Source organism: Halomonas sp. H5, from assembly GCF_050613175.1.
GTDB classification, from domain to species: Bacteria; Pseudomonadota; Gammaproteobacteria; order Pseudomonadales; family Halomonadaceae; genus Bisbaumannia; species Bisbaumannia salifodinae.
The window spans coordinates 3,600,187-3,619,844 of sequence record NZ_CP192510.1 but is presented as its reverse complement, the minus strand read 5'-3'; the positions used below and the strand labels follow the sequence as shown (position 1 = coordinate 3,619,844).

The window sequence follows — 19,658 nt, the reverse complement described above, 5'->3', positions numbered from 1 at the left end:
TCCTTTCCTTGGGTGGAACTTGGCTGACGCCCCTTTACCCTAGCCGAGGCGCGCCGATCCGACAGTGATTCCCTGTGTTGTCCTGTTTGGCTCTGTTACCCGGCGGTGGCCCCCGTGACGGGGCCCGCTCATGGCGTTATAATGGCGGATTAATTTCCCCACGCCCCGTCCCTCATCATCTGCTTAACATTGGGTGTTGCCGATATGCTACGTATGGCGCAAGAAGCTCTTACGTTCGATGACGTATTACTCGTTCCCGGCTACTCAGAGGTCCTGCCCAAGGATGTCAGCCTCAAGTCCCGCCTGACCCGCAACATCGAACTCAATATCCCCCTCGTTTCCTCCGCCATGGATACCGTCACCGAAGCTCGCCTGGCCATCGCCATGGCGCAGGAAGGTGGCATCGGCATCATCCACAAGAACCTGACCATCGCCGGCCAGGCCGCCGAGGTGCGCAAGGTCAAGAAGCACGAGAGCGTGATCGTCAAGGATCCCGTCACCGTCAGCCCCAAGGCCAAGCTGGAAGACCTGCTGGCCATGGCCGACGAATATGGCTACTCCGGCTTCCCGGTGGTGGAGGGCGAGACCCTGGTGGGCATCGTCACCGGCCGCGACATGCGCTTCCAGCCGGACTACAGCGATACCGTGGCGGGCATCATGACGCCCAAGGAGAAGCTGGTCACCGTGCCGGTGGGGACCCCCCTGGAGGAGATCAAGGCCAAGCTGCAGGAAAGCCGCATCGAGAAGATCCTGATCGTCGATGACCAGTTCCACCTGCAGGGCCTGGTCACCGTGCGGGATATCGAGAAGGCGCGGACCTACCCCATGGCCGCCAAGGACAGCGACGGCCGCCTGCTGGTGGGTGCCGCCGTGGGCACCGGCCCCGAGACCCCGGACCGGGTCGCCGCTCTGGTGGACGCCGGCGTCGACGTCATCGTGGTGGACACCGCCCACGGCCACTCCAAGGGCGTCATCGACCGCGTCGCCTGGGTCAAGGCCAACTTCCCCCAGGTGCAGGTGATCGGCGGTAATATCGCCACCGCCGCGGCCGCCAAGGCCCTGGCCGAGGCCGGTGCCGATGGCGTCAAGGTGGGCATCGGCCCGGGCTCCATCTGCACCACCCGCATCGTCGCCGGCGTGGGCGTGCCGCAGATCAGCGCCGTGGCCAACGTCTCCGCCGCCCTCGAGCCCTATGACATCCCGCTGATCGCCGACGGCGGCGTGCGCTTCTCCGGCGACCTGGCCAAGGCCGTCGCCGCCGGCGCCAGCTGCGTGATGATCGGCGGCCTGCTGGCCGGCACCGAGGAGGCCCCCGGCGAGGTGGAGCTCTACCAGGGCCGCACCTACAAGGCCTACCGCGGCATGGGCTCCATGGGCGCCATGGCCCAGAGCCAGGGCAGCGCCGACCGCTACTTCCAGGACAAGGACGCCGGCGCCGAGAAGCTGGTGCCGGAAGGCATCGAGGGCCGGGTGCCCTACAAGGGCGTGATGAGCGCCATCGTCCACCAACTGATGGGTGGCCTGCGCGCCTCCATGGGCTACACCGGCTGCACCTCCATCCAGGAGATGCGCACCAAGCCCGAGTTCGTGCAGATCACCGGTGCCGGCTTCGCCGAGTCCCACGTCCACGACGTGCAGATCACCAAGGAAGCCCCCAACTACCGGGCGAGCTAAGCCTGCAAGCTTGAAGCCGGAAGCTTGAAGCTGGAAGCGGGCAAGATGCCGCTTCCAGCTTTCGCTTTTACGGTACCGTTGCTTCTCAAAGGAAAGGCCAGATGACCGACATTCACGCCCACAAGATCCTGATCCTCGACTTCGGCTCCCAGTACACCCAACTGATCGCCCGCCGGGTCCGCGAGATCGGCGTCTACTCCGAGATCCGCGCCTTCGACATCACCGAAGAAGAGATCCGCGAGTACAACCCCAACGGCATCATCCTCGCCGGCGGTCCCGAGTCCGTCACCGAGCTCGACTCCCCCCGTGCGCCCCAGTGCGTCTTCGAGATGGGCCTGCCGGTCTTCGGCATCTGCTACGGCATGCAGACCATGGCCGAGCAGCTCGGCGGCGCCGTGGAAGGCTCCCACCAGCGCGAGTTCGGCTACGCCCAGGTGCGTATCGACGAGACCACCGCGCTGTTCCGCGATATCTCCGACCATATCGACCACGACACCGGCAAGAGCCTGCTCGATGTGTGGATGAGCCACGGCGACAAGGTGGCCCGGGTGCCCGACACCTTCACCGTCACCGCCTCCACCCCGAGCTGCCCCATCGCCGCCATGGCCTGGGAGGAGAAGCGCTTCTTTGGGGTGCAGTTCCACCCCGAGGTGACCCATACCCTGCAGGGCCAGCGCATCCTCGAGCACTTCGTGCTGGAGATCTGCGGCGCCGAGCGCCTCTGGACCCCGGCGCAGATCATCGAGGACCAGATCCAGCGCGTCCGCGAGCAGGTGGGCGACCGCCATGTGCTGCTGGGCCTCTCCGGCGGCGTCGACTCCTCGGTGGTGGCGGCCCTGCTGCACAAGGCCATCGGCGACCAGCTGACCTGCGTGTTCGTCGACAACGGCCTGCTGCGCAAGAACGAGGGCGACCAGGTAATGGAGACCTTCGCCCAGCATATGGGCGTCAAGGTGATCCGCGTCGACGCCGAGGAGCAGTTCCTCTCCAAGCTGGCCGGCGTCAATGACCCCGAGGCCAAGCGCAAGATCATCGGTAACACCTTTATCGATATCTTCGACGCGGAATCCGCCAAGATCGAGGGCGTCGACTTCCTGGCCCAGGGCACCATCTACCCCGACGTCATCGAGTCCGCCGCCGCCAAGACCGGCAAGGCCCATGTCATCAAGTCCCACCACAACGTGGGTGGCCTGCCGGAAGACATGAAGCTCAAGCTGGTCGAGCCGCTGCGCGAGCTGTTCAAGGACGAGGTGCGCAAGCTCGGCCTGGAGCTCGGCCTGCCCTACGACATGGTCTACCGCCACCCCTTCCCGGGGCCGGGCCTGGGCGTGCGTATCCTCGGCGAGGTGAAGAAGGAGTACGCCGACATCCTGCGCGAGGCCGACGCCATCTTTATCGAGGAGCTGCACAACTCGGGCTGGTACCACAAGACCAGCCAGGCCTTCGCCGTCTTCCTGCCGGTGAAGTCCGTGGGCGTGGTCGGCGACGGCCGCCGCTACGAGTGGGTCATCGCCCTGCGCGCCGTGGAGACCATCGACTTCATGACCGCCCGCTGGGCCCACCTGCCCTACGAGCTGCTGGAGAAGGTCTCCAACCGCATCATCAACGAGCTCGCCGGCGTCTCCCGCGTCACCTACGACGTCAGCAGCAAGCCCCCCGCGACCATCGAGTGGGAATAACACTCGCCGTCGCATGACGCTGCCGGTCGACAGGAACCCGCCACTCGGCGGGTTCCTTTTTGTCCGGCCTCGGCGAGCCCATCGTTGAAGAGAGAGGGTGAGATGAGGACGACCATGTTTAGGGCACTGGCCTGTCCGCTGGACGGCGAGCCGTTGCGACGAGGCGACGGCGCCTGGCGCTGCGATGCCGGCCATGGCTTCGATATCGCCCGCCAGGGCTACGTCAACCTGCTGCCGGTGCAGCACAAGCGCTCCCGGGATCCCGGCGACAGCAAGGAAATGGTCGCGGCGCGTCGCCGTTTCCTCGAGGCCGGCCACTATCGGCCGATCGCCGAGGCCGTCGCCCGGGCCGTGCTGGCGCAGGCACCCGCCGGCGGAACGCTTCGTTGCCTCGATGCCGGCTGCGGCGAGGGTTACTACCTGCGCGAGCTGGCCAGGGCCCATGAGCAGGCCCAGGATGGGGCGGCCGGCGACGACCGGACGCTGGCCCTGCTGGGAGTGGATATCTCCAAGTGGGCGGTGCTCGCCGCCGCCAAGCAACAGAAGGCCGCCACCTGGGTGGTGGGCACCAATGCCCACTTGCCGGTGCAGGAGAGCAGCCTGGACGTCGTGCTGTGTCTGTTCGGCTTCCCCGTCTACCCTGAGTTCGCCCGCGTGCTGAAACCGGGCGGCGTGCTGCTGCGGGTCGATGCCGGCCCCGACCACCTGCGCGAGCTGCGCGAGATCATCTACCCCAGCCTCAAGCCGCCGCGGGCCGATAATGGCACGCCGCCGCAAGGCTTCGCGCCCCTCTCCCGGGAGACGCTGCGCGATACCATTTACCTCGATGGCGCCGGGCCGATCGCCGACCTGCTGGCCATGACGCCGCATCTCCATCGCGCCAAGGCCGAAGGCCGGGAGCGGGCGGCGGCGCTGGAGTCGCTGACCGTGACCCTGGACGTGCGGCTGACGCAGTGGGTCTACCATCCCGCGGGGTAGGGCCCATTATCGACGGACTCGGGACGGCCTCCTCGGTGCCTGATCGCCGCCTGGCGACACGCCCCTCCAGGACGCAAAGCGCCCGCCATTTGGCGGGCGCTTTGCGTTCCCACGCTGGGCTGGGCTTTAATGTCCTAAGGTCATTGAGACGTCGGCCGATAACAACACCTATGGAACTGTCGCAGGGAGGTGGCATGCAGGGCCATCGAGGAATGCAGGGCAGGGCGGTAGCCTGGCCGCCCCGGGAGCCGAGGGGTAAGGGGGCGTCACGATATGCTTAGGCGAGCGCTGCATCGCCAGCTCTCGCCCCAAGCCTGGCGGGAGGTGGGCCTATCGCCCGTCAACAAGGTCGTCTGTGCCTTGATCCTGCTGGCCTCCCTGGTGGCGGTGGTGGAGACCGAGCCCACCATTCGCCGCCTGGCCCCCGGCATCTTTCGCGGCATCGAAGTCATCTTCGTCACGCTCTTCGCCGTCGAGTACCTGGCCCGCGTCTATGCCGCCGGTGAGGATCCCCGCTATCGCGGTATCGGCGGGCGGCTGCGCTATCTCGTCACCGTCTGGGCGCTGATCGACCTGATCGCCATCCTGCCCTTCTTCCTCGGTTTCCTCGCCCAGAACAACGCCTTCCTGCTGCGCATCTTCCGGGTGCTGCGGCTGCTGCGCCTGTCGCGGCTGGGGCGCTTCAGCCGGGCCTGGTCGGCCCTGGCCGAGGCCCTGAGCGCCCGAATCCACGAGCTGCTGCTCAGTATCGGCGTGGCCGGCCTACTGCTGCTGTTCTCCTCCGCCTGCCTCTATGCCGTGGAGGCCGCCGATCAGCCGGAGGCCTTCGGCAGCGTGCCCCGGGCGCTGTGGTGGAGCATCGCGACGCTGACCACCGTGGGCTATGGTGATGTGACACCCATCACCGCCCTGGGCAAATTCTTCGCCGGCCTTACCGCCGTCGCGGGCATCGGCATTATTGCCATGCCCACCGGTATCCTGGCCGCCGCCTTCAGCGACGCCTTCCAGAATAAGAAAGAACAATAAGGAGAGTGAGGATGGAACGCCCCGATTTCGTGAAACGCGCCGAGGTGGCCCGGCTGATTCCGGTGACGGCCGATACCAACCGGGAACAGCGGGCGGCCTCGATCCTGCTGGCCGCCTTGCGAGGCGTGCAGGAGTTTCGACAGCTGATGCTGGGCTCGCTGGGGCTGCGGATCGGCAGTCGTGCCACCCTGGAGGCCTGGACGGAGGTGGCATTGGAGGCCGATGCCGATGCCGCCAAGAGTGACCGTCCCGATGGCCTGATCGTGCTGGAAACGGGGCGCAAGCGCTGGTCGGCCCTGATCGAGGCGAAGATCGGACATGCCGAAATTGGCGAGGAGCAGCTCAAGCATTACCTCCAGCAGGCCAAGAAACACAAGGTGGATGCGGTACTCACCATCACCAATCAATTCGTGGCCATGCCTTCCCACCATCCGGTGAAGGTGCCGAAGACCCTGCTCAAGGGCGTCGAACTCTTCCACTGGTCATGGATGTATGCGGTGACCCAGGCAACGCTGCTGCTGGAGTCCGGCGAAATCAACTCGCCGGATCAGCGCTTCCTGCTGGAAGAAGTGTTGCGCTACCTCGGCCATGACTCCAGCGGCATCTCCCGCTTCGACAGCATGAATCGTGAATGGAAGGACCTGGTCGGCAAGGTCAAGAGCGGTGCCGTGTTGGGCAAGGGCACCGAAGAGGTCGAGAACACCGTCTCCAGTTGGCATCAGGAGCAGCGCGATCTCTGTCTGGTGATGAGCCGCAAGCTGGGCCGGCCCGTCAAGCTCAAGCTGGCCCGCGCCCACCGCACCGATCCGGTGAAGCGCCTCAAGGACGACTGCGAAGTCCTGGCCAAGGACAAGGTATTGAGCTGTTGTCTGGAAGTGCCGGATGCCGCCGCCGATCTGGAGGTCACCGCCGACCTTACCAAGCGCACCATCGTCTGCGCGATGCGCCTGGCGGCACCCCAGGACAAGAAACGCAGCACCGCGCGGGTCAACTGGTTGGCGCGGCAGCTCACCAAGGCGGAGCCCGAGAGCATGTTCGTCAAGGCGGTTCGCCCCGGCAGGGCCGAGGAGACCCAGGCGCCCCTGGCCCAGGTCCTCGAAGACGCCGCGGCGCTGGATTCACCGGCCACCGCCGTGGTGCCCAGCGCCTTCGAGGTCTTCTATATGGCCGATTTGGCCCACCGCTTTTCCGGCAGCAAGGTCTTTATCGAGGAACTGGAGAAGGCGGTCCCGCACTTCTACGAACAGGTAGGCCAGCGTCTTCGCGCCTGGGTGGCACCGCCGCCCAAACTGCATCGACGAGATCCGGTTGAGGAAAAACTCGATAACGAGCAGGAAAATACGGAGGGAGGACAAGATGATACGGCAGGGTGGGATGCGGCTGAGTAGAGCGAGTTTTGTAAAGACTGCTTTACGCGTAGCTCATCGCCCTGAGCTTGCAACTATGGTAGAAAAGGCCTTTGATGAGGAGTGTAAGAAATACTTTTGTCTGCTCTTAGGGTTTGAAAATTCATTAGTTAGTTTTCTAGACTAGATAATCCCATGATTTTGTTTGGTTTTTCGAGTTTTTATGAGGCTTTGCATGAAAGAGAGAGATAACTTAATAAGGCTCTTTAGAAGGTATGGGTTTGAGTATAGGAGCTCGGCGTCAAATGGTGAGTATTTGGCGTTTACGTTTAAGTCGGGTTTTTTCCATAATGCAGAGCTTGTGTCTTTAGAGAGTGAAAGGAAGCGTGAGATTGAAGAAGAGATGGAGCCTGCTTATCGAGATCTAGAGAAGCTGGGTTTTTCAACAAAAAAGACATTCTATAAATCATTTGAAGAGGTTGAAAAAAGTCTATTTGATGGGTTTTTCAATACTGAAGAGTGGAAGGGGAAGATTAAGAATGAATATAAGGCCTACTGTAGAAAGGTCTTGAGCGTCTTGCCAAAAGAGGCTGAGCGCTATAGCTATATAAAGGCTCCGTTTAGGAAAAACAATAACCTTATAGAAGGAGACATTGTTAGAGATATATGTGATTCGTTATGTGATTCTGGACCTCAGCTAATAATCATCGAAGCTCCGGCAGGGTTTGGGAAAACCTGCACTTCCTATGAGATAATAAATACTTTGGCAAGTGGTGATGGTGGAAGACCGATACCATTTTTCACTGAATTTTCTAGAGATAGACAGGCTAGGGTGTTTAGTCACATCTTTATCAGGGAGGTTGATAGATCTTTCAGTTCAGTCAACTCTAATGTGGTTATTGAGGAGGTGAAGGAAGGGCGTGTTGCAGTAGTCCTTGATGGTTTTGATGAGCTTCTTCATGATAAAAGTTCAAATATAGAATCAAGTGCTAGTTTCGATAATGCTGAGCCGATGCTAGAGACGATCAGTGAGCTTTTGACAAAGAATGCAAAGGTGGTTCTCACCTCTAGAAGGTCAGCTATATTCGACGGGGAGATGTTTAACGAGTGGGTGAGAAGATATGATGATAGGTTTTCAATAAATAGGTATAGGATTGAAAGGCCAGAAGTTAAAGACTGGATTCCAGTGGAAAGGCTTCAGAGATTAGAAGAGGTGGGCATTAATGTAGAGAAGCTTTCCAATCCTATTATACTAAGCTTTCTAAGGTTTGTTGGAGACGAGTATTTTCTAGAACTTTGTGAACGCCCATCATTGATCGTGGAGCAGTATTTTACATCCATGCTTGAGCGTGAGATGGACCGTCAAGAGTTAAGGATGAATCCGGATGAGCAGACAGAATTGCTGAGCTTAGTCGCAGGAGATATGTGTGACAATGATTATACCTCTGATTCAAGGGAAAAAATTATAAGTGTCATAAAAGACAAGGGCGGTAATCTGTTGAGTAATGTAAGATCGCTGTACTCTCCCAAGGATAGGCCAACCATAGATAAGTTGGCTACAACGCTTTCTAACCATGCTTTTTTTGACCGCAGTAGCCAAGGGGATAATAACATTGAGTTTGTTAACGAATTTGTGTTTGGTAATTATATCTCAGAAGGTGTTGTAAGGTCTAAGGAGGATTGGCTTGCTAATGACGAAAGGTTTGTAGAGCCCGCTGTTTTTTCTTATGTTGCAAGGGATGGTAATGATAGGGAATTGTTATGGGAAAAGTTGGAGTTCATGAGGGGGTTTCTTGACCCTTCCTCAAGGATGAAGTTTGAAAGTCTCTTGATGGAACAGGTGGGTGATGAAGATTACAATGAGTGTGAGATATCATCAGTCCACTTTGGTGCCGTACCATTTTTCATGGAAAGCTGTATAAGTGGTAGTGTTTTTAATGGTTGTGTGTTTAAAGGGGTTTTCTTTAATTTTAAAAATTTTCATGATGTCACCTTTTTGAGTTGTGACTTTTGGGATTGCTCTTTCTCTAATGAGGCTGGATTAAGTGACGAGGTGAGTTTCTACAATTGCCGTGACAACAATGATATGGTTGATAAGCTTGAGGAACTCTCTAGCAATGACTCTGAAGACGAGGTAAGCGAAAAAGATGATGTTTCTATATATATATTCTCTAAGATATGGCCTGTCGGAAGTCAATCTATAGAAAGAATTCATTTTTTCACAAAGACATTGTTTAATACCGATGAGTTCTCAAGAAAAGATATAGTAAGAGGAATAAAAAAACTGAAAAAAGATGGGTTTCTTGAGGATGCTAAAGACAATAATTTCGTAGCAATAAATAAGTCAAAGATTAGTGAAATAAAAGCGATGTTGGGGAGGGGGTGATTGTGAGAGGCGTTAATCCGGAGGCCGTTATGAATGAAGTTTCCTCTCGTATTTCATCCCAGCTTGATTCGATAGGGATAATGTATAGAATTTTCTCTAGAGCAAAAAGCCGGCACTCTATCGATAGTAAGTTGTCTAGAGATTTCCGTTATGGGAAAGATAAGAAGCTCCAGGATCTCATTGGTATCAGGATAATATTATATTTTAATGATGATGTCGATACGGTTAGGTCTATAATATCCTCGATTTATGATGAGCGATCAAGTGACGTGAGCATAGATGAGTATAAAAGCGACGAGTTTAAAGCTGTTAGATATAATATAGTTTATTCACTGCCCGGCAATCTTGTTGAAGTGCTTAATATCAATGGGCATGAAGACTTCCTTGATTCTACTTTTGAGCTTCAAATTAGAACGATATTCTCTGAAGGATGGCACGAGGTTGAACATGATTTGAGGTACAAGTGCAAGTCGGATTGGGAGGGTTTTGATTATCAGAGTAGAAAGCTCAATGGGGTTTATGCATCACTGGAGACCAGTGAGTGGACTATGATTAAGATTTTTGATGATTTGGCATATAATCATTATAAGAGTGGTGATTGGTCTGCAATGCTACGTCAAAAACTAAGGTTGAGGATTCTAGATGATTCTATTGATGAGGGGATTGTTGATGTATTAGAAGACCGAGAGGTTGCAAAGAAGTTCTATAGGCTGGATCGTTCTGAGCTTGTTTCTCTTATGAGTGAGAAAGAATTTTTCTACCCATTGACACTAAACAATATTATATATTTTTCAAACATTCATCTCGTCAAAGATGCTAGGATTTATGATCTCACTCCTCATGTCATGATTGAGGAAATGGGCGGGTGATTTTTACATAAGTGGTTTTTTTAATGATCTTCTCTAGGGGTTAGGATTGTAAGGTAAATACCATCACACCTCACACCTCATATAGGCGGCCCTAAATCGGCCGGGGCCGCCTGGTGGGGCCATCTCCTCTGGCTTGTAGCCGTCTCCTATCTCCTCCGCTATCTTGCCAGCTGTGTTGCCGGCGGCGCTGTCCCGTGACCAGCTCGACCAGGGGGTCGGGGCAGATCGCCTTGCAGATGCCGCCCCGGGGGCGCTGGATCGGGGCGTCCTCGGCGGCGAGCTGCGGCAGCGGGCGCGGGTTGGCGGTGCTGAAGGCGAGGAAGATATCGCCGGAGTTGTTGCCGCCGGGAGTGCCACCGCGGCCGATGCCGGCGCGCTTGGCCAGGCACCTGAGCTGGTGGGGCATCATGGGGGCGTCGGTGGCCAGCTCCGCGATGATCGAGCCCCGTTCGTTGTCGAGCCCGGGGAGGCGATGCTCGTCGCTTCACTCAGTGCAGCGGATTGCCGTCTGGTGAGGTTCTGCCAGGGCCAAGGCGATCACTTTTGCCTTCATTCCCCGAGCGACGGACCGAGTTCGCGATCAATACCCTTCCGGTCAGCCTCCTGACTGGCATGCTTCGGCGCACGATGCTCCCGATATGCCGCTGCCAACGTCTGCAAGGCTTCGCGGGAGCGCCGATCCGATAAGGTCGAGTGCAGCATGATCCGGGACGAAGGCAGCTCAGGCAGTCCCAATCGCTGACCCACTGCGATGGTGTCAGGTGGCGCGAGGCGGCAGGAGAAGGCGGCGACCGCTAACCCCGCCGAGACCGCTGCCATGACGGCCGCATGACCGCCGCCCACGAAGACTTCGCTCCATTGGATACCCGCGCCACCCAGGGCGCGCGTGGCAATGTCGCGCACGCCACAGCAGGGGGCCAGGGCCGCCAGCCGCAGCGGTTCGCCGGGCCGTTGGCTGAACCCCGGCGCGGCGAACCAGCCGAAATGCTCCGGCCCAAGGTCTTCGCCATCCCGGTGGTCGTCTTCCTGGCGCACGATCACCGCGTCCAGTTCGCCGTTGTCGAAGGCGTCGAGCAGGCTGCGGGAGTTTTCCAGGCGCACTTCGATGGTCAACGCCGGATCGCGCTCGTTCAGGCGTGCCAGCAGGGTCGGGATTTCTGGTCCTGCCACATGCTCCGCGATACCGAGCCGGAAGCGTCGACATTCGCAGGACAGTGCGACCAGAGCGCGTTCGTGCGCGGCAATGAAGTCGCGTGCGGCATTGAGGAAGACGGCCCCCTGGGCGGACAGACGGACCAGCCTGGGCGTGCGCTCGATCAGCTTGCAGCCCAGCCGTTCTTCCAGGCGCTTCAACTTCACGCTGATGGCGCCCTGTGTCGTGCCCAGGGCTTCCGCCGCTTTGGTGAAGCTCTGGAAGTCGGCGATGGTGACGAACGCCTGCACCGCTTCCACGTCCAACGTCAGTCTGCCCATGCTTTATCCGAATTTGTTGTCTCTGATATGTTCAACCATATCATTGTCGAATAGATGAGTCTTTCCTAGCATCCCTTCTGAACGTGCCGTGCGCGCCGGTATCGCCGTGCGGCAGCGGGTTTCCCGGTGGCCCCCAGCGGTGCTGCTTATCCAGGTCTTTCAGAAGGTTGTGTATGACTACCTCACCCTCATCTCAGGGCTCGTTTGCCCTGGCCGCCGTTTGTTTGTCCGCATTGATGCTGGGACTGGAAATTTCCAGCGTGCCGCCGATCCTGTCGACGATCGAGCAGGTCATGCAAGCCAGTTTCAGACAGCTCCAGTGGGTCATGGCGGCCTATACCATTGCCATGACGACCATCCTGATGGCCGTCGGCACGCTGGCCGACCGTTACGGCCGCAAGCGCGTCTTCACCATCGGCATCGTGGCGTTCGGCGTCACCTCCCTTGTTTGCGGGCTGACCGAGAGCGCCTCCATCCTGATCGTCGCCCGTTTTCTCCAGGGCCTGAGCGCGGCGATGATGCTGATCTGCCAGATCGCCATCCTGTCCAACCAGTTCCGGGACGGACGCGAGCGCGGCAAGGCCTTCGCCTGGTGGGGCATCGTGTTCGGTGCCGGCCTGGGCTTTGGCCCGATCATCGGTGGTGCCATCCTGGCGCTGGCGAGTTGGGAATGGGTGTTCCTGGTCCACGGGGTCCTGGCCGTTATCACGTTGTTCCTGAGCCAGGTCGGCGTGGAGGAGTCGCGCGACCCGCAGGCCACGCGCCTGGACATTGCCGGAATCGTGACGCTCTCCATCGCCGTGTTCTGCCTGGTGCTGTTCGTGACGCAAGGCCCTGTCCTCGGATTCACCAGTCCGGCGGCGCTGGGCATCATCGGGCTGGCCGTCGTGAGCTTGGTGGGATTCGTCATCGCCGAGCAGACCAGCCGCCGGCCGATGATCGAGTTCTCGGTCTTCAGGGTGCGCAACTTTTCCGGGGCCTTGCTCGGTTCGATGGGGCAGAACTTCAGCTTCTGGCCATTCATCATCTACCTGCCGATCTATTTTCACGTCGGGCTGGGCTACGACAGCGTGCAGACGGGCCTGGCCCTGCTGGCCTATACGTTGCCCACGCTGTTCATTCCCCCGCTGGCGGAACGCTTGTCCCTGCGCTATCAGCCCGGCGTCGTGATTCCCCTGGGGCTATCGATTCTTGGCCTGGGCTTCTTGCTGATGAAGATCGGCAGTGTCTCCGCACAGCCGGGCTGGCTGATCCTGCCGGGATGCGTGCTGGCCGGCATTGGCCTGGGTCTGACCAATACGACCGCCACCAATACGATCACGGTATCCGTTGCGGCCGAGCGCGCCGGCATGGCGTCGGGCGCGGATACCAGCGCCAGGATGATTTCGCTGGCCTTCAACATCGCGGTGATGGGATTCATCCTGGTGGAAGGCATCATGGCGTATCTACGGAACAGGGTGAATGTGCCCGACAGCACCGGCCTGCGACTGTTCGCGGAAAAGATTGCCGCCGGTGATGTCCGGGTGCTGGAGCAGAACCCGGCCTTGCTGTCCCATATCGCGGCACCCGGCGAGGCCATCAATGCCGCCCTGGTGTCTGGGTTCGGCTGGGTCATGGTGTACGGCGCAGCCAGTGCTTTTCTGCTGGCTCTGGGCAGCTATCTCACCTTCTCGCCCGGCAAGACAGCGCGGCGTGGTAGCGATGATCCAGGGACCCTGCAGGTATAGGAGAACACGCCATGAATCTTGGAATCATCGGTGCCGGGCACATGGCCCAGGCAGTGGGTTGGTTGGCGGTCAAGGCAGGTCATCGCGTCATGGCGAGCAACTCAAGAGGGCCACGAAGCCTGTTGGGTCTGCGTGAAGCACTGGGTTGCGAGGTTGGCAGTATCAGCGAGGCAGCAGCATTCGGGGATGTGGTCTTCGCGGCCATACCGCTTCAAGCCTATCGGGCCATTCCGGCGGCATCACTGGCAGGTAAGGTCGTGCTCAATCCGCAGAACTATTTTCCCCACTTCGGGCGCATCCCAGAATTGGAGAACGGGGAACTGACAACGGCGGAACTGCTGGCGCGGCATCTGCCGCGGTCGCACGTGGTCAAGGCGTTGAACTCCATCCTGGTGGAGGACGTGGTACCGGATGCCCGGCCTGGCGGTGCAGCGGATCGCCGGGCGCTTCCCATTGCGGGCGACAACGGAGAGGCCAAGCAGGCCGCCATCGGGTTCCTCAACGAGATTGGCTATGATGCCGTGGATGCGGGGCCGCTCGCGGAAGGCTGGCGATTCGAACGGCGCAGACCCGTCTATTGCGTGCCGTTGGACAAGGCCATGCTGGCGCAGAGGCGTGGCTGCCACGACGCGGGATGCGGTCATGCCGGAAGGGCATTGGCGCTATCAGACGGGCATTCGTGGTTGACGTCCAGTGCGATGCGACGGCCACGGCAATGGAGCAAGGCTATTGCGCAGTAGCGGGTAATGGTGCGGTGGCGAGCCCTGTATCGTGAGCGTGTGGGGCACGCCGAAGAACCTGGCAACCGGGCCATCACCCGCGATGACTTCCGGTCCCGGCCAGGCCTCGGCCTGCCCGCCGGAGTACTCTATGGCCCTCAAGGGGGGCGTTTGCCTGGTGGGGCCATCGCGTAGCAGCGGAGGCCTCCTTACCCGCGTGGCCGGCGGACGGCCCTCACCGTTCCGCTGCCCCCGCCACCGCAGAAGAAGCGATCACTGCCATCGGACTCGAGCCCGGATACGCCCACGCCGGGCGGCATCTCGAGACTCTCCAGCACCGCTCCCGTGCGTGGATCGATGCGCCGCAAGTCGCTCGAGTCCTCTTCCCAGGTGCCGTGCCAGAGTTCGCCGTCGACCCAGGTGACTCCGGTGACGAAGCGGTTGGACTCGATGGTGCGAAGAATGTCTCCTGACTGGGGATCGACCTGTTGGATCCGGCGGTCCCGATACTGCCCCACCCAGAGCGACCCTTCGGCCCAGGCGAGTCCGGAGTTGCCGCCGCCGGGGGGCGCCGGGATCGTGGCGAGCACGGCGCCGGTCTGCGGGTCGATCTTCTGGATGCGGTCCTCGGCGATCTGGAACAGGTGCTCCCCGTCGAAGGCCGTGCCGGCATGCGCGGCGACATCGATCGAACGCCGCGTCTCGCCGCTGGCCGGATCGAGGACGGTCAGGGTGTCGCCGGTGGCAAGCCAGATTTGCCGGCCGTCGTAGGTGACACCATGCACGGCATCGATGCCGGGAAAGGGGCCATATTCGCGGAGGATTTCAGCGGTTGAACGGTTCATGTAATTCTCCTGAGCGTTGTGTACGCCTTCATCCTAGGCACCCGGAAAGGGACCGGGGAGTAACAAGGTTGTCGTGAATCCCGGCACGGGTGGGGTCATCCAGCGCCGCGCTCGCCCGCGACCCAACGCCTGCACCTTGCCTGCCGCCGCCAGCGAGTCGAGGGCGCGCTGCACGGTGCGCTGGCTGGTGCCCAGCGCCAGCGCCAGGGCCGAGCTCGACCACGGCTCGCCGTCGTCGAGCAGGGCGAGCAGCGCGGCATGCGGCTCCTCGATCGGCCGTGCCAGCACCATGACCTCGTCGGCGCGGTGCGGCACCAGCGTGAAGCCTCGCTTCGTCGCGCGCACGTCGGCCAGCGCCTCAAGCTCCGTGCGCAGTCGGCCGACTTCGACGCGCAGCCGCGCGCGATGCGAGTCATCGGCGAACTTGGTGCGGAAGGCGTGCGCGATAAGCGTGCCCCTCGGCACGTCTCCCGGCCAGGCCTCGCCCAGCAAGCGGGCGAGCGCGAACAGCACCGGGCGGCTGGCGAGCGAGATCCGCGTGTGGGCGTCACGCACGACGTGGCGGCAGGCATCGACGACGAGGGCCTGTGATGCCAGCAAGGCTTCGACCTCCCCGAGCAGCAGGGGCCGCGCTTCGCCACGCGCGATCAGGCGTGCCGCGGGCGTGGTCAGCACGCGAACGGCGCTTTCGACCTCCGCCGTCAGCGCCGGGATCCCGGCGAGGCGTGCGCCACGCTCTGCCCGGGCGAGCGCGGCGCGTGCCGCCATCGTGTGCAGGCGGCGTATCGCGATCCCCGCCACCACGAGCGCGTGGGCCGTGCGCAAGGCGGGCGGGAGAGGCGCAGAGTCGAGATCGGCGAGTTCGGCGAGCGTCTGCTCCGCCTCGTCCAGGCGCCCGATCAGCAGCAGGCGCCGCGCCTCGAGGTAGCGCGCCTGGGCGGCGTTCACCCGGTCGCCATGTGCCTCGAGCGTCGCCCGTGCCGTGTCGAGCGCCTTCGCGGGCCAGCCGAGGTCGCGCGAGACGAGCGCGATCTCGGCCTCGGCGACGATACACCGTGCGCGGGCCACGGCCTCCTTGGCGCCGAAGGCGCGCGCCGCATTGCGCAGCAGCGCCTTGGCGCGATCGAGCTCGCCGAGCTGTGCCATCGCGATGCCGCGCAGCGCGAGCGCCGGCGCATCGTCGCGCAAGGCGACGCGGTTCAAGGCGCCGAGGGGATCACCCGCCGCGAGCGCACGGGCCGCGGCCGTGATCAGCGAGTCCATCGCCATCCCGCCACACTGGTTACTCCCAACGTTCGTTCACCTGGTCGCCACTGGATCCCATGGCCGGGCTTTTCCATTGGCTTCCCGATAGGCAAGGATAGGCTACTGAGCGCCGGACTGTTCGGGCTGGGCTCGGTGGCGGCGCCGCCGGCGTGGCAGGGCCGGGGGGACTCCAGGAAGGGGGATTTGACCTCAAGTAAGGTTGAGGCATTAGGCTCCGGGTGACGCTGGCAGCCATCACCGGAGGCAAGCATGCGACGCGTACAGCCCGACGTCTGGGAAACCGAGGTCGAGCACCCCTTCCCGGGGCTCTCCACTCACGCCTACCTGCTCGTGCGGGAGGCGGGCAACGTGCTCTTCTACAACACCGGCCATCGCCACGAGCTCGAGGGGATGGCGGAACTGGGTGGGGTGGCCTACCAGTTCCTGAGCCATCGCGACGAGCTGGGCGAGAGCCTGAACGCCATTCACGAGCGCTTCGGCGCGACCCTGGGCGGCCACCGGGCCGAGCGCGCCGACTTCGCCCGGGTACGCGAGCCGGAGCTGCTCTTCGAGCGGCGCGAGGTGCTGCTCGAGGGGATCGAGGCGATACCCGTACCGGGCCATAGCCCCGGCAGCACCTGCTTCCTGGTCGCCTCGCCCCACGGCAGGCGCTACCTGTTCACCGGCGACACCCTCTATCGCGGTGGGGAGGGTGTCTGGCGCGCCGGCTTTATCCCCGGCCACAACACGCCCGAGGATCGCCGGGAGCTGATCGAGAGCCTCGGCCTGCTCAAGACCCTGGAACCGGATGTGGTCTTCTCCAGCGCCTTCGGCGGCGAGAGCGGCTTCCAGGCGCTCGCGCCGGGCGAGTGGCCCGGGCTGGTCGAACGGGCCCTCGCCGAGCTGCGCGATCCCGGTCGGGAGTAGGGCGTTTCGGCGGGTGTTAGCCGCTTAGCCGCGTACGATTGCGGATCACCAGGTCGCTCAGGAAGTCGGCCAGGGTGCGGATGCGGCGCGAAGCGGCGACCGCACGCCTGCCGGCGGTGGGCGAACGCTACACCCCGGAGGGCATGAAGGGGGTGAACGCATGAGCCGATCGCGCGCAGCGCTCAGGCGAGAGCGGGACCGTCCCTCCCGTCAGCGTGTCTGCGCCATTGCAACGGCGAGAGGCCGGTATGACGACGGAACATCTTGGCCAGGGCCGAGGGGCTGCCGTAGCCCACCCGACCGGCGATGGCGTCCAGCGGCACGCCATCCCACAGCATGGCCTTGGCCAGGCTGAGTCGGTAATGGGTCAGGTATTCGGCAGGGGGCTGGCCGATGGTGCCGTGGAACACGCTGGCGAAGCGGGCACGGGACATGCCGGCCTCGGTGGCCAGGGTGGTCAGGGACCAGTTGGCGGCCGGCCGGTCGTGCATGGCGATCAGTGCCTTGGCCAGCTTGGGGTGTGCCATGCCCGCCAACAGCCCGGAATCCACCTCGCCGGAATCCATCAGGTAGCGCAGCAACTGAATGGCCAGCAGTTCACACAGCCGGTCCAGGGCCGCCTGCCGGCCACAACGTTCCTCCCGCATCTCGGCCAGCATCATGTCCAGCAGTCCGGACATGCTGGTCAGCCTGTCCAGTGGAATCACCAGCAGCGACGGCAGGGCGCGATAGATCGGGCCGCTGTTGCCGGCACCGAAACGGAACGATCCACACAGGGTTTCTGCCCCCTGGGGGCCCGGCCCGAACCGATGCGCGTCGGCGGCGGTAAGCAGGACCAGGACCGGTGCATCGAACCGTCGTGCTGGACCGTCCGCCAACGCCAGGTACGCCGTGCCCCGGCTCAAGATGTGGACATAGCCGGTGCCCGCCTCCGCCGGATGGTGGGTGTCATAGCACAAGGCTCCGGCATGAAACACGCTGGCAGCGAGGTGGAAGTTGGCGAGCAGGGCGGCGAGTCGGTCCACTATGAGACTCCTGGACGTATCATAAGGACATATGGAATCCAATCGTCCATATCTCGTCCTACACTACCAAGGCGAGGTGATCGAAACCACATCAGGGCCACACCACGAAAGAGGAGCACGGTCATGACGACGACCCATGCTGTCGGCCTGGCAGCACTGCTGACATTGACCATCGCCCCGGTGTTCGCCGCCGACTTGGCGACGACAACCTTCCGGGATCATGTGGATAGCGAGGGCAACATCTCACGACCGACGGATGTCCGGTCCAACTGGGTGCATCTGGGGAGCTGGGTGGTCGATGATGCCGAAGCCCCGGGCGCCGGCTTTCACGACGTCTACACCCAGCCCGAAGCCGCCGAGGCCTACCGGGACAGCGGTGAGTTCGCCGATGGCACCGTCCTCGTCAAGGAGATTCGCGGTATCGAGTCCGCCGAGAAGACCACCGGACCGGCGCTCTGGGCCGCCGAGCCGCGGGTCTGGTTCGTGATGGTCAAGGACGGCCAAGGCCGCTTCGACGGCCCCCATTGGGGCCAGGACTGGGGCTGGGCGCTCTTCACCGCCGACGAGCCGGAGGTGAATGTGTCCGAGAGCTTTGAAAACACCTGCATGGGCTGCCACACCCCGGCGCAGCAGACCGATTGGGTGTTCGTCGAAGGCTACCCGACGCTGAGATGAGGTAGGGATGACCGGGGGCGGTGGCAAGCAGCACCCAGCCACCCGGTCCGGACATCCCGCCCGTCATCAGCAACGGCCAGGAGTCGACGTCGCTCGGGCACGGCAACGCCGCTTGACTCTTCCAAGGTTCGGACTTTTCGACCAACAGCCCCCGGCCGGGCGGTAGCATCGATCGGGGAGTGCGTTTCTTCCCCCGGCTGACTCGGCGAGGCGCTGAAGCCGGGGGGAGCGTCGTACCGCGTGCCGTCAGTGTGCCTCGGCGGAGCCTTCGGCCTCGACGGCGGCTCCTTCCTCGATCCACGCCTCACCGGTCTCCTGGGCGGAGTCGAGGGTGCCGGTCGCCCCATCCAGGGCCGATTGGGCCTGCCCGCGAGCCTTGGTCGCGGCCTCGTTACCGGCGCGGCTCACCGAGTCCCGGGCCGTGTCGAGGCCGGTCTGACTCTCCTGCTCGATACGGACTCCGGCATCCGCCCGGCCGTCGCTCTCGAGTTCGCTGCGCTGATAGGTCTCGCCTTCGGCGCCGGCCTGGGCGCCGGCCTGGGCGGACCCACCAACGCCGACTTCCACGCCCGCTTTCGTGCCGGTGTCGAGGCCCAACAGGCCAGTGTCGGCCCGGGTCTCCGTCGAGGCGCCGACGGAGAGATCGGCCTGGACGGAGGAGGTAACGAGTCCTGCGACGGCCAGCGTCAGGCCGGCGGCTAATGTTCTGAGTCTCATGGCGTTTCCTTCTCGCTTGCCCCGGCTGGGGCGGATGGGATGCGGGGCGTCGCTCGTCATAGCGGATGTCGTCCCGTCTTTCTCCTAGCCAAGACCGTGCCGTTTCTTTATTTATTGTCTTTGAATCAGCTGGTTACTAATAATTTCGATGCCTGTTCGGCGCTCGCTGCGCGCCCTCGGCCGAGGAAAGCGTCGCCGGGAGGCAACGCCATGGAGGCAAGCCCCGGGAGGGGCGCTGATAAGACGGTGGTCGGGAGTCGCCTCATGGAGACAGGGGCGTGCGGGACATGGCCAGGCCCGTGGATGAACGGCCTATACTGCAAGGCATAGTTGCTGCACCGGGAGGT

17 protein-coding genes are annotated in these 19,658 nt (G+C 61.9%); 11 read left to right on the top strand and 6 right to left on the bottom strand.

Features of this window, described 5'->3' with window-relative positions; all coding sequences use genetic code 11:
* Positions 1 to 204 precede the first annotated feature (204 nt).
* The 7 genes from guaB (at position 205) to ACQ1W9_RS16690 (ending at position 9,958) form a co-directional block, all read left to right on the top strand.
* The gene (gene guaB / locus ACQ1W9_RS16720) at positions 205 to 1,674 is read left to right on the top strand and encodes an IMP dehydrogenase (protein ID WP_431024367.1); all 1,470 of its coding nucleotides are present in this window, start codon (positions 205 to 207) and stop codon (positions 1,672 to 1,674) included.
* A gap of 101 nt (positions 1,675 to 1,775) precedes the next feature.
* Complete coding sequence (gene guaA, locus ACQ1W9_RS16715; protein ID WP_431024366.1) at positions 1,776 to 3,353, top strand: glutamine-hydrolyzing GMP synthase; 1,578 nt, start codon at positions 1,776 to 1,778, stop codon at positions 3,351 to 3,353.
* A 102-nt stretch (positions 3,354 to 3,455) separates the two neighbouring features.
* Complete coding sequence (locus ACQ1W9_RS16710) at positions 3,456 to 4,331, top strand: putative RNA methyltransferase (RefSeq protein ID WP_431024365.1); 876 nt, start codon at positions 3,456 to 3,458, stop codon at positions 4,329 to 4,331.
* Positions 4,332 to 4,604: 273 nt separating this feature from the next.
* Entirely contained in the window at positions 4,605 to 5,357 is a 753-nt protein-coding gene (locus ACQ1W9_RS16705) for an ion transporter (RefSeq protein WP_431024364.1), read from the top strand.
* Between the two features lie 11 nt (positions 5,358 to 5,368).
* Entirely contained in the window at positions 5,369 to 6,745 is a 1,377-nt protein-coding gene (locus tag ACQ1W9_RS16700; RefSeq protein ID WP_431024363.1) for a hypothetical protein, read from the top strand.
* Between the two features lie 193 nt (positions 6,746 to 6,938).
* Positions 6,939 to 9,089 (top strand): NACHT domain-containing protein, encoded by a 2,151-nt coding sequence (locus ACQ1W9_RS16695; protein WP_431024362.1) that lies wholly within the window; start codon positions 6,939 to 6,941, stop codon positions 9,087 to 9,089.
* A gap of 29 nt (positions 9,090 to 9,118) precedes the next feature.
* Positions 9,119 to 9,958 carry a hypothetical protein gene (locus tag ACQ1W9_RS16690; RefSeq protein WP_431024361.1) on the top strand — a complete coding sequence of 280 codons (840 nt, stop codon included), beginning with the start codon at positions 9,119 to 9,121 and terminating at the stop codon, positions 9,956 to 9,958.
* Positions 9,959 to 10,049: 91 nt separating this feature from the next.
* Here the strand turns inward: ACQ1W9_RS16690 and ACQ1W9_RS16685 are convergent, their stop codons facing one another.
* Together ACQ1W9_RS16685 and ACQ1W9_RS16680 are read right to left on the bottom strand one after the other, a co-directional pair.
* On the bottom strand, positions 10,050 to 10,397 hold the full coding sequence (locus ACQ1W9_RS16685; protein ID WP_431026462.1) for a P1 family peptidase: 348 nt from the start codon (positions 10,395 to 10,397) through the stop codon (positions 10,050 to 10,052).
* Between the two features lie 110 nt (positions 10,398 to 10,507).
* Positions 10,508 to 11,431 (bottom strand): LysR substrate-binding domain-containing protein, encoded by a 924-nt coding sequence (locus tag ACQ1W9_RS16680; protein WP_431024360.1) that lies wholly within the window; start codon positions 11,429 to 11,431, stop codon positions 10,508 to 10,510.
* A 173-nt stretch (positions 11,432 to 11,604) separates the two neighbouring features.
* On the opposite strand from ACQ1W9_RS16680, the gene ACQ1W9_RS16675 reads away from it, so the two are divergent.
* Together ACQ1W9_RS16675 and ACQ1W9_RS16670 are read left to right on the top strand one after the other, a co-directional pair.
* Positions 11,605 to 13,158, top strand: a complete 1,554-nt coding sequence (locus ACQ1W9_RS16675) for an MFS transporter (RefSeq protein ID WP_431024359.1) — start codon at positions 11,605 to 11,607, stop codon at positions 13,156 to 13,158.
* Positions 13,159 to 13,169: 11 nt separating this feature from the next.
* The gene (locus ACQ1W9_RS16670) at positions 13,170 to 13,898 is read left to right on the top strand and encodes an NADPH-dependent F420 reductase (protein WP_431024358.1); all 729 of its coding nucleotides are present in this window, start codon (positions 13,170 to 13,172) and stop codon (positions 13,896 to 13,898) included.
* Between the two features lie 188 nt (positions 13,899 to 14,086).
* Here the strand turns inward: ACQ1W9_RS16670 and ACQ1W9_RS16665 are convergent, their stop codons facing one another.
* Together ACQ1W9_RS16665 and ACQ1W9_RS16660 are read right to left on the bottom strand one after the other, a co-directional pair.
* A complete protein-coding gene (locus ACQ1W9_RS16665; protein ID WP_431024357.1) occupies positions 14,087 to 14,722 on the bottom strand; it encodes a glutamine cyclotransferase in 636 nt (211 codons plus the stop codon).
* A 33-nt stretch (positions 14,723 to 14,755) separates the two neighbouring features.
* On the bottom strand, positions 14,756 to 15,985 hold the full coding sequence (locus ACQ1W9_RS16660) for a helix-turn-helix domain-containing protein (protein ID WP_431024356.1): 1,230 nt from the start codon (positions 15,983 to 15,985) through the stop codon (positions 14,756 to 14,758).
* A 252-nt stretch (positions 15,986 to 16,237) separates the two neighbouring features.
* Between ACQ1W9_RS16660 and ACQ1W9_RS16655 the strand changes: the two genes are divergently transcribed.
* Positions 16,238 to 16,894, top strand: a complete 657-nt coding sequence (locus ACQ1W9_RS16655; protein ID WP_431024355.1) for an MBL fold metallo-hydrolase — start codon at positions 16,238 to 16,240, stop codon at positions 16,892 to 16,894.
* A 182-nt stretch (positions 16,895 to 17,076) separates the two neighbouring features.
* Here the strand turns inward: ACQ1W9_RS16655 and ACQ1W9_RS16650 are convergent, their stop codons facing one another.
* Positions 17,077 to 17,919: a cupin domain-containing protein gene (locus ACQ1W9_RS16650; RefSeq protein WP_431024354.1), complete on the bottom strand. Its 843-nt coding sequence runs from the start codon at positions 17,917 to 17,919 to the stop codon at positions 17,077 to 17,079.
* Between the two features lie 123 nt (positions 17,920 to 18,042).
* Between ACQ1W9_RS16650 and ACQ1W9_RS16645 the strand changes: the two genes are divergently transcribed.
* Positions 18,043 to 18,594 carry a cytochrome P460 family protein gene (locus ACQ1W9_RS16645; protein ID WP_431024353.1) on the top strand — a complete coding sequence of 184 codons (552 nt, stop codon included), beginning with the start codon at positions 18,043 to 18,045 and terminating at the stop codon, positions 18,592 to 18,594.
* A 246-nt stretch (positions 18,595 to 18,840) separates the two neighbouring features.
* Here ACQ1W9_RS16645 and ACQ1W9_RS16640 read toward each other — a convergent pair whose 3' ends face one another.
* Positions 18,841 to 19,311: a hypothetical protein gene (locus ACQ1W9_RS16640; protein WP_431024352.1), complete on the bottom strand. Its 471-nt coding sequence runs from the start codon at positions 19,309 to 19,311 to the stop codon at positions 18,841 to 18,843.
* Positions 19,312 to 19,658 lie beyond the last annotated feature (347 nt).

Bases quoted from the DNA above. Each gene is read 5' to 3' on its own strand.
- ACQ1W9_RS16670 (WP_431024358.1), top strand. From the start codon at position 13,170: ATGAATCTTGGAATCATCGGTGCCGGGCACATGGCCCAGGCAGTGGGT.
- ACQ1W9_RS16660 (WP_431024356.1), bottom strand. From the start codon at position 15,985: ATGGACTCGCTGATCACGGCCGCGGCCCGTGCGCTCGCGGCGGGTGAT.
- ACQ1W9_RS16695 (WP_431024362.1), top strand. From the start codon at position 6,939: ATGAAAGAGAGAGATAACTTAATAAGGCTCTTTAGAAGGTATGGGTTT.
- ACQ1W9_RS16640 (WP_431024352.1), bottom strand. From the start codon at position 19,311: ATGAGACTCAGAACATTAGCCGCCGGCCTGACGCTGGCCGTCGCAGGA.
- ACQ1W9_RS16655 (WP_431024355.1), top strand. From the start codon at position 16,238: ATGCGACGCGTACAGCCCGACGTCTGGGAAACCGAGGTCGAGCACCCC.
- ACQ1W9_RS16645 (WP_431024353.1), top strand. From the start codon at position 18,043: ATGACGACGACCCATGCTGTCGGCCTGGCAGCACTGCTGACATTGACC.
- ACQ1W9_RS16710 (WP_431024365.1), top strand. From the start codon at position 3,456: ATGAGGACGACCATGTTTAGGGCACTGGCCTGTCCGCTGGACGGCGAG.
- ACQ1W9_RS16705 (WP_431024364.1), top strand. From the start codon at position 4,605: ATGCTTAGGCGAGCGCTGCATCGCCAGCTCTCGCCCCAAGCCTGGCGG.
- guaA (WP_431024366.1), top strand. From the start codon at position 1,776: ATGACCGACATTCACGCCCACAAGATCCTGATCCTCGACTTCGGCTCC.
- ACQ1W9_RS16700 (WP_431024363.1), top strand. From the start codon at position 5,369: ATGGAACGCCCCGATTTCGTGAAACGCGCCGAGGTGGCCCGGCTGATT.
- ACQ1W9_RS16690 (WP_431024361.1), top strand. From the start codon at position 9,119: ATGAATGAAGTTTCCTCTCGTATTTCATCCCAGCTTGATTCGATAGGG.
- guaB (WP_431024367.1), top strand. From the start codon at position 205: ATGCTACGTATGGCGCAAGAAGCTCTTACGTTCGATGACGTATTACTC.
- ACQ1W9_RS16680 (WP_431024360.1), bottom strand. From the start codon at position 11,431: ATGGGCAGACTGACGTTGGACGTGGAAGCGGTGCAGGCGTTCGTCACC.
- ACQ1W9_RS16675 (WP_431024359.1), top strand. From the start codon at position 11,605: ATGACTACCTCACCCTCATCTCAGGGCTCGTTTGCCCTGGCCGCCGTT.
- ACQ1W9_RS16665 (WP_431024357.1), bottom strand. From the start codon at position 14,722: ATGAACCGTTCAACCGCTGAAATCCTCCGCGAATATGGCCCCTTTCCC.